The 12,843-nt window shown below is 40.1% G+C and carries 12 protein-coding genes; 8 read left to right on the forward strand and 4 right to left on the reverse strand.

Going from position 1 to position 12,843, the window contains the following annotated elements; translation table 11 throughout:
• Nucleotides 1-45 precede the first annotated feature (45 nt).
• A complete protein-coding gene (gene chrA / locus F2A31_RS04435; protein WP_150025366.1) occupies nt 46-1,395 on the reverse strand; it encodes a chromate efflux transporter in 1,350 nt (449 codons plus the stop codon).
• Between the two features lie 2 nt (nt 1,396-1,397).
• On the reverse strand, nt 1,398-2,321 hold the full coding sequence (locus tag F2A31_RS04440; protein ID WP_150025367.1) for a chromate resistance protein ChrB domain-containing protein: 924 nt from the start codon (nt 2,319-2,321) through the stop codon (nt 1,398-1,400).
• A gap of 213 nt (nt 2,322-2,534) precedes the next feature.
• Between F2A31_RS04440 and tauA the strand changes: the two genes are divergently transcribed.
• Genes tauA through tauD form a run of 4 tightly spaced genes read left to right on the forward strand, consistent with a single transcriptional unit; the run spans nt 2,535 to nt 6,130 of the window.
• Nucleotides 2,535-3,575 carry a taurine ABC transporter substrate-binding protein gene (tauA, locus tag F2A31_RS04445; RefSeq protein ID WP_171490557.1) on the forward strand — a complete coding sequence of 347 codons (1,041 nt, stop codon included), beginning with the start codon at nt 2,535-2,537 and terminating at the stop codon, nt 3,573-3,575.
• A 9-nt stretch (nt 3,576-3,584) separates the two neighbouring features.
• Nucleotides 3,585-4,376 (forward strand): taurine ABC transporter ATP-binding protein, encoded by a 792-nt coding sequence (locus tag F2A31_RS04450; RefSeq protein ID WP_150025369.1) that lies wholly within the window; start codon nt 3,585-3,587, stop codon nt 4,374-4,376.
• A complete protein-coding gene (tauC, locus tag F2A31_RS04455; RefSeq protein ID WP_150025370.1) occupies nt 4,373-5,254 on the forward strand; it encodes a taurine ABC transporter permease TauC in 882 nt (293 codons plus the stop codon). The genes F2A31_RS04450 and tauC overlap by 4 nt, the downstream gene beginning before the upstream one ends.
• 30 nt (nt 5,255-5,284) lie before the next feature.
• On the forward strand, nt 5,285-6,130 hold the full coding sequence (gene tauD, locus F2A31_RS04460) for a taurine dioxygenase (protein ID WP_150025371.1): 846 nt from the start codon (nt 5,285-5,287) through the stop codon (nt 6,128-6,130).
• Between the two features lie 287 nt (nt 6,131-6,417).
• Here the strand turns inward: tauD and F2A31_RS04470 are convergent, their stop codons facing one another.
• The gene (locus tag F2A31_RS04470; protein ID WP_150025372.1) at nt 6,418-7,515 is read right to left on the reverse strand and encodes an AraC family transcriptional regulator; all 1,098 of its coding nucleotides are present in this window, start codon (nt 7,513-7,515) and stop codon (nt 6,418-6,420) included.
• Nucleotides 7,516-7,578: 63 nt separating this feature from the next.
• Between F2A31_RS04470 and F2A31_RS04475 the strand changes: the two genes are divergently transcribed.
• The 3 genes from F2A31_RS04475 to F2A31_RS04485 all read left to right on the forward strand — a co-directional run bounded on the left by F2A31_RS04475 (nt 7,579) and on the right by F2A31_RS04485 (nt 11,889).
• Nucleotides 7,579-9,327: a neutral/alkaline non-lysosomal ceramidase N-terminal domain-containing protein gene (locus tag F2A31_RS04475; protein ID WP_150025373.1), complete on the forward strand. Its 1,749-nt coding sequence runs from the start codon at nt 7,579-7,581 to the stop codon at nt 9,325-9,327.
• Nucleotides 9,324-10,610 carry a D-arabinono-1,4-lactone oxidase gene (locus F2A31_RS04480; protein WP_150025374.1) on the forward strand — a complete coding sequence of 429 codons (1,287 nt, stop codon included), beginning with the start codon at nt 9,324-9,326 and terminating at the stop codon, nt 10,608-10,610. The genes F2A31_RS04475 and F2A31_RS04480 overlap by 4 nt, the downstream gene beginning before the upstream one ends.
• A 115-nt stretch (nt 10,611-10,725) precedes the next feature.
• Complete coding sequence (locus F2A31_RS04485; RefSeq protein ID WP_150025375.1) at nt 10,726-11,889, forward strand: alanine racemase; 1,164 nt, start codon at nt 10,726-10,728, stop codon at nt 11,887-11,889.
• A gap of 54 nt (nt 11,890-11,943) precedes the next feature.
• Here F2A31_RS04485 and F2A31_RS04490 read toward each other — a convergent pair whose 3' ends face one another.
• Nucleotides 11,944-12,384, reverse strand: a complete 441-nt coding sequence (locus F2A31_RS04490) for a universal stress protein (RefSeq protein ID WP_004640211.1) — start codon at nt 12,382-12,384, stop codon at nt 11,944-11,946.
• A gap of 89 nt (nt 12,385-12,473) precedes the next feature.
• On the opposite strand from F2A31_RS04490, the gene F2A31_RS04495 reads away from it, so the two are divergent.
• Nucleotides 12,474-12,764 (forward strand): hypothetical protein, encoded by a 291-nt coding sequence (locus F2A31_RS04495; protein WP_150025376.1) that lies wholly within the window; start codon nt 12,474-12,476, stop codon nt 12,762-12,764.
• Nucleotides 12,765-12,843: the final 79 nt, after the last annotated feature.

Genomic DNA, 12,843 nt, shown 5'->3' on the forward strand with positions numbered 1-12,843 from the left:
GATTAAGTCGCGTTGTCATTTCTACAACAGCGCGACGATCAACGCTTAAATAAGATATAAAGCTAGGCCACACAATGCTGAAGCAAAAATCAGATAAATCACATTGATTTGGAATTTAAACAGCGCAATTAATGCCGCTATAATCATCAGCGCTGCTTCAAAATTAAAAGCTTGATCAAATCCATTCGGCCATAGAACATGATAACCAAAGAACAAGGCGAGATTTAAAATCACCCCAACGACAGCAGCCGTAATGGCTGTTAATGGGGCGGTAAACTTGAGTTGGTTATGCGTTGATTCGATCACAGGTGCACCTGCAAGAATAAAAACAAAAGAGAAAAGGAAGGTAAACCAAGTCACGATGATGGCTCCGAATGCACCAGCGAGAAATAAGTGTTCACTTCCTAGCAAAGAGGCATTAAATGCACCGAGGAAACCAACAAAAGCGACTACCATAATCAGTGGACCAGGGGTACTTTCGCCTAAAGCAAGTCCATCGATCATTTGTGTTGGGCTGAGCCACCCATAATTCTCGATCGCACCTTGATAAACATAAGGCAAAACAGCGTATGCACCACCGAAAGTAAGCAGCGCTGCTTTGGTGAAGAACCACGCCATTTGGGTATAGTCGTGCTGCCAGCCGAAATACATAACCAAAGCGATTAAGGGCACACACCAAAGTAATCCAGCAATGAGCAAAATTTTAATCAGGTGCGCCCAACGGAAAATCGCATGTGCTGGAGGCGGGGTATGATCATCAATCACTGCTGCTACGTGATTTGTTTGACTGCTTTGATGTGTATTATTTGATGCAAAAAAACTAGGATACTTTTTACTGAGCAGATAGCCGAGTGCTGCTGCGGTTAAGATAATTAAAGGGAAGGGCAACTTTAAGAAAAAGATCGCCACAAAAGCAGCTGCAGCAATTCCCCATAACATTTTATTTTTGAGTGAACGGCTACCAATACGATAAGTGGCATGGAAAACAATTGCCGTGACCGCAGGTTTTATGCCGTAGAATAAGCCGGCAATGATAGGAACATCACCAAATTGTACATAGATCCATGATAATGCAATCAACAGAAATAAGGAGGGCAAAACAAATAAAATGCCGGCAACTAAACCGCCCCATGTCCGATGCATCAGCCAACCAATATAGGTTGCAAGTTGTTGAGCCTCTGGACCAGGAAGTAGCATGCAGTAATTTAAGGCGTGCAAAAATCTTTTTTCTGAGATCCAGCGTTTTTGTTCGACTAGTTCTTGATGCATTAATGCAATTTGACCTGCAGGGCCACCAAAACTGATAAATCCTAGTTTTAACCAGAATAAAAAAGCTTGCCAGAAAGGGATAGATTCGATTGATTGATCAGTTCTACTGATCGATTGCTGTTCCATAATTATTCTCTTAAGAAATTGGCGTATAACCCATCAAAAATATAGTTAGATAGTTCAAGTAGTTGGTCATCATCAGTAATTTTGTTTCTTAAACCTTGAATGACTTTTTCAATGCCAGAGGCTTCTGGTGGTTCTACCCCACCAACATCTAGAAAATGGACAATTGCTGCAATTTTATTTAATGCTTTCTGTTCATGTAATGAAAAGCTATGCAATAGCACTTCAAAAGTCACTAAATGTTCAATATGGCTAAATTTAGCTCCATCGAAGTCAAAACCTAAAGCTGATTTAGGGCAATCGCTGGGTGTTTCTAACCATAAAAAATTAGCATTTGGATCAATAAAATTTTGAATCAGCCATGCGGAAGCTAAACGGTCAATCCATGGGCGTTTTCTTGTTGCCCAAATTTGGTTTTGAAAATTGTCTATATGGAAGGTTTGAAGATGGCCTTGTAGATTGTTGGGTTCGTCTATTTCCCCAAAACGTAGAATTGCTTGTTCAACTGTATTGAGTTCTCGAAGTGTTTGTTGTTTAGCTTCAGTCGGAAAATAATCAATATCAATTAATGCATCGAGCTGCTTACGTAATTTACGAATCTGTTTGAGAAGTTCTTTTTTATTGCTCTGATTCAACTCTTGTCGCAGTTGGCTGATTTGTTGATAGAGCACATCGTATTCTTCTTTTCGGTTGAAAATTTTAGCGATATCAAGATCTTCTACAGCAACGGTTTGGAATATATAGGCGTTGCCATTTTCTGAGATTAAATCATCAGCAATTGCATCAAATTTTTTTGAATGTTCAGCAGGCAATATATAAACGCCATCCCGAAGTGTTACAGCACCACTTGCTTTGAGTGCTCTCCACACACGCATTCGTGTTGTTGTGTTTTGAGTGGGGAGTGATGAAATGAGTAAGGATATATTCATGTAATATACTCAACATAGATGTTATATATGCTACATAAATAAGTTGTAGTTTGAAAAGTTAAAATTGTTTATATGCTTATAGGTTTTATACATAATGGTTTTTAAGGAAATATGAAAAAGATTGGGTAGTTTTCATATCTTATAAAAGAATAAACAACGCACTTTTTCTTATTTTTAATCATAAAGGCTCAGGCATACCATAAGTGGATATTATTGAAAGATCATCTCATTATGGGCCTCAAAAATACTAAGCCACTCCTTGTTACAGCAATCGTCCTTGTGGCGATTGTTGCTTTTATTGTCTATCAAAATCAAAAAGATGTGGCATCTGTTTTGTCTAAAAACAATAAAGCAGTAGTGATTGCTTATCAAACAGGTGTTGATCCAACCAAGGTTGCGCAGGCCAATGGTGATTATGAACGCGACAGTGGACAGGCAATTCAGTGGCGTAAATTTGATGCAGGTTCAGATGTGGTCAATGCATTGGCTTCGGGCGATGTGGTGATCGGCAATATTGGCTCTAGTCCTTTAGCTGCCGCAGCAAGTCGTGATTTACCGATTGAAGTATTCCTCGTGACAGCAAAATTAGGTGGTTCAGAAGCTTTAGTGGTCAGTGATAAATCAGGGATTAAAACCCCAAAAGATTTGATTGGTAAAACCATTGCTGTGCCATTCGTTTCAACCACACATTACAGCTTATTGTCAGCTTTACAGCATTGGGATATTGAGGATAGTCAAGTCAAGATTATTAACTTACGTCCACCTGAGATCACAGCTGCTTGGGAACGTGGTGATATTGATGCGACCTATGTTTGGGAACCTGCATTAAGCAAAGTTAAAGCCAGTGGTCATGTATTAACAGACTCAAAACAAGTCGGCGAGTGGGGTGCACCAACATATGATCTTTGGGTGGTGCGCAAAGACTTTGCTGAAAAAAATCCTGAGTTCTTAAAAGCCTTTGTCCAAACCAGCTTAAAGCAGATTGATAGCTATAACCAAGATCCCAAAGCATTTGAGAAAAATGCAGACAATATCCAGAAAATTGCACAATTGACTGGCTCAGATGCGAAAGATATTCCGTTGCTTCTTTCAGGAAATATTTACCTAGATCGCCAACAGCAACAAGCCACCTTATCAGGTGAGTTTGCCAAGAATATTTTCGATACCGCAACTTTCTTAAAAAGTCAGGGCAAAGTGGATCAAGTCAAATCGGATTATAAAGCAAATGTCACCACTCAGTTTTTACAGCCTTAGGAGATCGAAATGAGCGTATTAGCTGCTGAGCATCTTCATTTAACTTTTCCAAACCAGACCGTGCCTGTATTGCAAGATATTAATCTCCGAATTGAAGAGGGCACTTTGACGGTAATTTTGGGTGAGTCGGGTTGTGGAAAAACTACATTGCTCAATATTTTGGCTGGTTTTCAAAAACCAAGTTCAGGACAGATCAAACTCGATGACGAAGTGCTAACGGCACCTGATGCTCGCCGTGCAGTGGTGTTCCAAGATCATGCGCTATTACCTTGGTTAAATGTCTCTGAAAATATCGGTTTTGCTTTACAGCTTAAAGCTTTAAAAGAACAGCATATTCATCAGCAAGTAGAATCCATCCTGAAAATAGTGGGTTTAAGTCATGTGGCTCAAGCTAATATTTGGGAACTGTCAGGTGGTATGAAACAACGTGTCGGTATTGCACGTGCTTTGATTAGTCATGCAGCCTTTATTTTATTAGATGAACCTTTCGCTGCGCTTGATGCATTTACTCGTGAAACCATGCAGCAGTTGGTATTGGATTTATGGATTGAACAAAATAAATCTTTTTTCCTCATTACCCATGACATTGAAGAAGCGTTATTGCTCAGCAATCAACTGGTATTGATGACAGCTCGCCCAGGAAAGATCGTTGAAACTTTAAAACTAGATTTTGCAGAGCGCTATAAGCAGGGTGAATCGATTCGTACGATTAAATCCGATCCAAAATTCATTCAATTACGTGAGCAATTGTTTGAACGTTTGCGTGTGCAGAAACAGGCAGGACATGAGGTGGCTGTATGACAGGTCAAGCAAAAAATACAGCCTATGAGCTAAGTAAAACGACCGAGTTTGCACAAATTGAGCCGAAACAATTAGCTTCAAAACGAAATGTTGGAGGTGATTTTTTCGTTCGTCATCGTAGTTTGGTACTCAGTCTTTCAAGTGTACTTAGTGTATTGGTGATCTGGTATTTAATCACGGCATTAAAAATTGTCCCGAGCCTGTTTTTACCAAGTCCACAAGCAGTATGGCAGAAGTTTCTCGAAGTCATTCAACAAGGCTTTATGAAAGCGACTTTATGGCAACATTTAGCCGCGAGTATTTCTCGTGTCTTATTGGCTTTAGTTGCTGCAATTGCGATTGGTGTGCCTTTAGGTTTGTGGATGGGCTTGAACAAATGGGTGCGCGCCGTGCTTGATCCTTTGGTTGAGTTATTGCGTCCGATCCCACCTTTGGCTTATTTGCCATTATTGGTGATCTGGTTCGGGATTGGTGAAACCACCAAAGTACTTTTGATTTTCTTTTCGATACTTGCACCAGTCATTATCAGTAGCACTCATGGCGTAATCAGTCATCAGCTCAATCGTGAGCGTGCTGCCTTATCTTTAGGTGCAAGCCAATCGCAAGTGTTTTGGCATGTGATTCTGCCGACAGCCTTACCACATATCTTAACGGGTATTCGTATTGGTTTGGGTGTGGGCTGGTCGACCCTAGTGGCTTCGGAATTGGTGGCAGCAGATCGTGGTATTGGTTTTATGGTGCAGTCAGCAGCTCAATTCTTGATTACCGATACTGTGGTTCTCGGCATTATTGTGATTGCGATTGTCGCAGTGAGTTTTGAATTGTTTTTACGTTGGCTACAGAAGCAACTCTCTCCTTGGTATGGTCAACAGTTATAAGTGCAAATTGTAGAGAATAGAGCGTTAGAAATGACTTTAAATATTGAAATTATTAAATCAAGCATTGGTGCGATTATTCACGATGTTGATTTAAATACGGTTGATGAAAATACCACACAACAAATTCAACAGGCTTTGCTGGATCATCATGTAATTTTCTTCCGTAATCAACAATTGGCACCACAAGCTCAAGCTGAACTTGCTCGTGGTTTTGGTTCTTTACATATTCACCCTATTTTCCCGACAGTAGAAAATGTGCCTGAAATTATTGTACTCGACAGTTGGAAACAAGACTTACGTGACAATGAACTTTGGCATACTGATGTAACTTTCAGTAAAAATCCGCCATTAGGGTGTGTCTTGCAAGCCATCAAGATTCCACCTGTAGGTGGTGATACGCTGTGGTCGAGTGGAGTAGCTGCGTTTGCTGGGTTGGATCAAAGCTTGCAACAAAAGTTAAAAGGTTTAACGGCAACGCATGATATTCGTCAGTCGTTCCCAATTGAACGTTTTGCGCACAATGATGTGGAGCGTAAAAAACTGGAAGAAACCTTTAAACGTAATCCGCCTGTCGTGCATCCTGTAGTCAGAACGCATCCTGTCACGGGTCAGCCAATTTTGTTTGTGAGTGAAGGGTTTACCATGCGTATTAATGAGTTGGATGAAGTAGAAAGTGCTGAGTTGTTGCAATATTTATTCGCCCACGCGACTCATGAGCAGTTTCATTTGCGTTGGCAGTGGCAAGAGGGTGATGTGGCGATTTGGGATAATCGTTGCACACAGCATAAGGCTTTATTTGATTATGGTGATGCGCATCGGATTATGCACCGTGCCACGATTAACGGTGATGCGCCGTTTTATCAGGCGGCAAGCTGAGTTTAGATTTAATAGCCATGAAATGGGGAAAAACTCGATGGAATATGATACTTGGAAAGTCATCCGCAACTGTTTGAGGCAGGACTACATTAATAAAGTGATGTTTCTGCGATTCATTAAATTAGTTGAGGGTAGTCAACGAGTTTTGCGGATGAAAGTGGTTTTGCCTACTTTTCCCGAAAGAAAAGTAGGGCGAGCCGCAGGCTGATCCTGAAATGGGATGAGAACACGGCAAGACTCTGTAAAAGCCTATCCTTTAATAAATTAATTCAATATTTAAACGGCCTTTAGTGGCTGATTTCATAGGTCTGTTTATAAACCGAAGGTGCTTGTCCAGTCCAGCGTTTAAAGGCGCGTCGGAATTCTCGTAATTCACTAAAACCAAGTTGTAGGCTGATCTCACTCATGGATAGGTTCTGTTCAAGTAGTTGTTTTGCTTTACGCTCTAATACAGTTTGCCGAATTTTCTGAAAACTCCAGCCTTCTAATAATAATTGCCGTCTTAAGTGGCGTTCGCTGATGTGTAATTGCTGTGCGGCTTGTTGCATCTCAAAACGCTCAGGTAAATGTTGTTCAATCAAATGATCCAGTAAATCGACAAAGTTACTTTGATTAAATAGATCAATTTGTATTGATGCCTGTTCACAGATTTGTATTGCAGTTGCATAGTTGGCTGGACTGTAGTTTTTTAAGCGTCGCTGCAACATACTTGTTTTAAAACGCATGATGTTTTTATCGCTATTAAATTGAACCGAGCAGCCAAAGATATTGCGATATTCTTGTTGGTTGTCAGTTGGTAAATAGCTAAGTTCGAGGCTCATCACATCATCATGATCGCCTAACATTGCGTTTAAGCAGGCGATGGTACTACTAAATAACTCATCAAAGAAAAAGGCTTTGAGATCGGACTCTGGGTTGGGTGTTGTCACTTCGAGTTCACAGATTTCACCTTGAATCCTAAATGCTAAATTCAATACGCTTCCTGAAATACGATGATAGCGAAGCGCAATCTCCAAAGCCTCTGCGACAGTCTTACAGGATTGCATGGCAAAACCCAAAATTCCCATTGAAATCAGACCTTCACTGCTTCCTAGCTTTAAACCAAGACAGGGTTGTTGATAGGTTGAGATCGCTTGACGCACGACATTGCACAGTTGGTCAAAGTGAATCAAATGATTTGTTTGCTGAATTTGTATGAAATCCAATCCTGAAGCTTCAAACCATTGTTTATAGTTCCATTTTTTCTGTTCAGCATAATGGATTAGGCTGGCTAGAATAGTCGGAGGTACAAACCTTTGTAAGCCGATCGAATGCGTTATTGCTGTAGGCATCTGTCCGTTTTGCCCCCCAAGGTATCGTTTATTTGACCCTTTTGGGTATCGCATAATTTTGATTAACTTTCAACATGCTTCATCGCAATTAGAAAAAGAATTGAAAGGAAAGTACCAATGTATCAGGTTGGTTGGAACAAGCAGGAAATCAAAATTGTGCCTAAAGGCTATGCTATGTTCGGTTATGGGCAATGGTCACATCGAGCCTATACAAAAAGAACAGCGTTATATGCACGTAGCTTTAGCATTGTCGATCAACACCACAATCGATTGATTATTTGTTGCCTAGATTTAGGCTGTATTACACATGCGATGCGTAGCAAAGCTGTTGCTCGTTTAAGAGGGATGTTAGGTTCAGAATTTAACGAGAATCAGTTGGTGTTAATGGCAACGCACACGCACTCAGGACCTGGGGGCTGCGCGCATGAAGCTTTATACAATATGCCAACACCTGGTTTTGTACATGAGCATCTCATAGCGATTTTAAACGCAATTGTTTTAAGCATTCAGACAGCAATTGAAAATGAACAACAAACGGATATTTTTCTTACAACGCAAGCTTTTACGGATGACACGCCAGTAGCATGGAATCGTTCGATTCAAGCCTATAATCGAAATCCTGAGGTGAGATCACACACCGAAGCTGAAACCCATTTAGCATTAAACCGTGAAATGCAACTCATCGGATTTTATCGAGAACACAAATTACAGTCTTTTATTTCATTGTTTGGTGTACATGCCACTTGCCTTGGTAATAAATTAAATGCGTATGATGGTGATAACAAAGGTTATGCTGCTGCATTTTCAGAACAAGCTTTAGTTCAACAAGGCATTCAAAATCCAGTGGCGATTTTTGCACAAGCAACGGCAGGCGATGTATCACCACATTTTCACGGTAAAGATCAACTCAAGATCCGAAATCAGCTTAAAGGAGAAGCTGAATATCAATATGCACAACAAAACGGACGTTATCAAAGTGAGTTAGCTTTGATGGCATTGCAACAAACAGCCCCAAAAAATATGCAAAAAGTCGCAGGGGAGATTGATGCAGTACTGTCTTATGTTGATCTCAGCAATATTGAGATTCCACCTGAGTTTTCAAATGGACAACTTGATGCAAAAACCAGTCAGCCTTGTCATGGGACTTCATTTTTTGCAGGTACACCTGTCGATGGATTAGGTGCGCCCAAACCGATAATCAAAGGCATGCAGTTTTTAGCAGATCAATTTAGAAAACAAAAAATGAAACATTCAAGGGCTGATGATTTTACTGAATATCATCGGCTTTATGCTTCACAAGGACCCAAACAAATTTTACTAGAAGCTGGAACTAAAAAGATTTTGGGTCAACCAATTGGCTTCCCACCGAGTATTCTTGATCCATTGATTGCGGAGATGAATCGACAAGTGAGGGCGGGTGCGATCAAGCAAAGCCCACTGGTTCCGAGTATTGTACCTTTACAAATTATTCGTTTAGGAACTTTAGCACTTGTTTGTTGTCCTGGAGAATTTACAACGATTGCAGGGCAGCGTGTTATTGAAACAGTGAGACAAAACCTGCTCGAAGCATCATCATTTGATCGAGTATGGTTGGCCTCTTATTGTAATGATTACATGGGCTATGTAACCACTTATGAAGAATACCAGCAGCAAGCTTATGAAGGTGGTCATACATTATTTGGACAATGGACTTTGGCTGCATGTCAGAGTAAATTCAAAGACTTATCTCAACAATTAATATTGGATAAAAATAAACGTAATTACGATCAAATTACAAGACCAGCACCAATTCCAGAACATGAATTGGCGAAACGCAGTAATCATGGCAATTTGAAAACGGCAGTAAGTCAGGGAGAGCTTGTGTGAATCATCCTGTTCAATGCGCTTGGTCAAATTGGTCTGGTTTGCAAAAATCAATGCCACAGCAGATTCTCCAACCCGCGAATATTCAAGAATTACAGTCCATTGTCTCTGAACATCAAAAAATACGGGTGGTCGGTGCGGGGCATTCATTTACGCCTTTGGTCTGTACGGATGCAACTTTATTGTCTTTGGATCACATTGCAGGAATTGCATCCACTGATACCAATCGATGTCAGAGCAGCATTTATGCAGGCACACGTTTATATGATTTAGATCAACACTTACAGCAGCAATCGATCAATCAGGCCTTGATGAATCAGGGCGATATCGATCAGCAAAGTCTAGCGGGTGCTGTCTCTACAGGAACACATGGCACAGGCGCAGATTTGCATTGTATTTCTGCTTATGTTGAAGCTTTTGAGTTGTTAACGGCTTCAGGTGAAATCCTGAAATGCAGTCGCACAGAGCATCCTAAAATCTTTGCCGCAGGACGGGTTTCTTTAGGCAGCTTGGGAATTTTGACTCAGATCACCATACAGAATCGTCCACGTTATAAACTCAAAGAACATATCGAGCTATGCCGTGTCGAAGATATGATGCAAAACATTCAGCAATGGAAGCTTCAACATCGACATATTGAGTGTTTTGTCTTTTCTTATGGCAAACAGTTAATGCTAAAAACCTTGAATGAAACGGATGAAGAGATTTTAGCTCGTAAAGAGAACTTCCCCTCAGATGATACTTTACTGACCTTATGTTCAGAACTGACCAAAACCTTTCCTTCACTGAACCCTTATTTACAAAAGCTATTAGGCATCTTTGTTAAACCGACGACTTATGTGGATTGGTCGAGCAAAATATTTCCAACGCCACGCAATACCAAGTTCAATGAAATGGAATATCAGATTCCTGTTGATCGAGGAATTGAGTGTTTAAATGAAGTATTACATGCTTTACGTATGCATAAAGTAGCAACCTTTTTTCCGCTCGAGTTTCGCTTTGTGAAGGGAGATGATATTTGGCTCAGTCCGTTTTATCAGCAAGACTCTATTTCGATCTCGGTGCATCAATATCATAAACAAGATCCACAATTGATTTTTGATGTGGTTGAACCAATCTTACAGAAATATCAGGGGCGTCCGCACTGGGGGAAAATGCACAGTATGAGCTGCATGCAGCTTCGTGATTTATATCCAAAGTGGGATGATTTTATGGCTTTGCGTCAGCAGCTTGATCCAGAGGCCAAATTTTTAAATCCCTATCTGGAAAAGTTATTTTTAGGTTAGTTTTGATATCAAACCCTTCTCATTATTTTGATACTCGAAAACGACATCTGCAATTGTTTGATAAAGGACTCCGTAGGGTCAGCATATCCCTAATTAGATAAAAGGATGAAAAGACATGTTGGATCATTATTTTAAACAACTTAATTTAGACCTAAAGAAACAGGGGATTGCGACCCCGCAACTGATCGTTGATGAAGCTGCCTTAAAACAAAATATCCAGCATGTTCAGATTCGCCTTGCGCATGCCCAGCATTTAAAAGCACGCTTAGTGGTGAAATCTCTAGCGAGTTTAGATTTGCTCAAATTGTTATCTGCACAGATCAACACCCAGCGTTTTATGGTGTTCCATCAGCCACATATCATTTCGATTTTAGAGAATTTTGCTGACGCGGATATTTTGTTAGGTAAACCAATGCCAGCCCAAGTCGTCCATCAATTTTTTGAACAATATATGGAGTGGTCAACAGCGAAAATTCAGTGGCTGATTGATACCAAAGTACGTCTACAGCAATATCTTGAAATCGCCAAAAAATATTCTATTTGTTTAGATATAAATATTGAAATTGATGTTGGTTTACACCGAGGCGGAGTACAGACCACACAGCAATTCACAGAAATTTTGGCGTTGATTCAGCAATATCCGCAATATTTAAAACTGTCTGGCTTGATGGGCTATGATGCACATGTCACCAAAGTCCCTGCAATTATTAAGAAACCTGAGTTGGCTTATCAAAGTTCACAACAGACTTATGCGAATTATCAAAAGCTTATTCAAAAACAGTTTCCAACACTGTGGCATGATGAGCTTTGCTTTAATGGTGGTGGCAGCCCAACTTTTAGCTTTCATACCACAGAAAGTGTTTGTAATGACTTGTCCTTTGGTTCAATGCTTTTAAAACCAAGTGACTTTGATCATGACTTTCTACAAGCGTTACAACCTGCTTTATGGATTGCGGCACCTGTATTAAAAGTTTTGCCTTTTACCCAGCTTCCATCTATGGCTGTGTTGGATAAATTACCGCATAAATGCAAGGCTCTATTTATTTATGGGGGGTATTGGATGGCAAATTATGTTTACCCTGATCAAGCACATACTCATGTTTTGTATGGACGAAGTAGCAATCAGGAGTTGATCAATGTACCCAAGAATTGTGATACGCAAGTGGATGATTTTGTGTTTTTGAGACCGACCCAAAGTGAGGCAATCATTCCTCAATTTTCAAACTTAATGCTATATAAGAAAAATAGGTTTGAGTCATGGCAAACTTTTCGAGAATAAAGTGCAATAAAAAAACCTTGTACGGTATGCACAAGGTTTTATTCAATTGGCTGATTATTGCTTGACGATAAGAACAGGAATATGTGATTCGGTCAGAACTGTACGCGCAACACTACCAAGCAATAAACGTTTTACCCCTGTGCGTCCTCTTGAACCCATAACGATCAAATCTGCACCGATTTCATCCGCAACGAAAAGGATACCGTCTGTTGCAATACCATGATGAATTTTGGTTGTGACATCGACACCATTTTCAACAAAAGATTGAGCAATTTCTTGTAGCTGATTTTTGGCATGTGCTTCTGCTTGCATAAAATGATCTGTAATCGCAGGTGCAACTTGATAAAAATCAACACCGACAAAAGGATCGACAGCAACCACACTCAGTACAGTCACTTTTGCTCCAGATAATTTGGCTAAGGAACGTGCGTGCTCAACAGCCGCATAAGAAATTGGAGAATCATCGACAGGAACTAGAATATTTTGGTAAGACATGTATTTACTCCTTATAATTTATCGTTGTCATCATTACTATGTTGATAACATATTTCAGACATCTCAAGCAAATAAAAATAGGAAGGTTTGTGTTAATCAGCTTAGAAAATTATAAACAGCAAAAATTTGATCAGATGGCTGCCAAAATAGTGGCGGATCCAGAAACATATTTGGCTTTTGATACAGTTTCAGACTTTTATAAAGCAATTTGGTTAGATGAGTTTCCAAAGGGGACGACATGGTCGGCAACTGGTCTTGATGATGGGGCTGAACAGTTTTACGCGGTGATTGAGTATGGTCATCAGTACCTGTCGATCAGTCGTACTACCTCAATTGCTGTAAAATTAGGCACAAGAGAAAATCACAATAAAAATAACTAATCCGAGCAGTCACCCTTTTTTGTTGCGTTGGACTTTGCGATTGAGATGAGAATGATATACTTCGGGCGGTGATGAGTTC

Source organism: Acinetobacter suaedae (assembly GCF_008630915.1).
Taxonomy (GTDB): Bacteria; Pseudomonadota; Gammaproteobacteria; order Pseudomonadales; family Moraxellaceae; genus Acinetobacter; species Acinetobacter suaedae.

Excerpts from the sequence above, each read along its gene's own strand:
- chrA (WP_150025366.1), bottom strand. The coding sequence starts at position 1,395 with ATGGAACAGCAATCGATCAGTAGAACTGATCAATCAATCGAATCTATC.
- F2A31_RS04440 (WP_150025367.1), bottom strand. The coding sequence starts at position 2,321 with ATGAATATATCCTTACTCATTTCATCACTCCCCACTCAAAACACAACA.
- F2A31_RS04450 (WP_150025369.1), top strand. The coding sequence starts at position 3,585 with ATGAGCGTATTAGCTGCTGAGCATCTTCATTTAACTTTTCCAAACCAG.
- tauC (WP_150025370.1), top strand. The coding sequence starts at position 4,373 with ATGACAGGTCAAGCAAAAAATACAGCCTATGAGCTAAGTAAAACGACC.
- tauD (WP_150025371.1), top strand. The coding sequence starts at position 5,285 with ATGACTTTAAATATTGAAATTATTAAATCAAGCATTGGTGCGATTATT.
- F2A31_RS04470 (WP_150025372.1), bottom strand. The coding sequence starts at position 7,515 with ATGCGATACCCAAAAGGGTCAAATAAACGATACCTTGGGGGGCAAAAC.
- F2A31_RS04475 (WP_150025373.1), top strand. The coding sequence starts at position 7,579 with ATGTATCAGGTTGGTTGGAACAAGCAGGAAATCAAAATTGTGCCTAAA.
- F2A31_RS04485 (WP_150025375.1), top strand. The coding sequence starts at position 10,726 with ATGTTGGATCATTATTTTAAACAACTTAATTTAGACCTAAAGAAACAG.
- F2A31_RS04490 (WP_004640211.1), bottom strand. The coding sequence starts at position 12,384 with ATGTCTTACCAAAATATTCTAGTTCCTGTCGATGATTCTCCAATTTCT.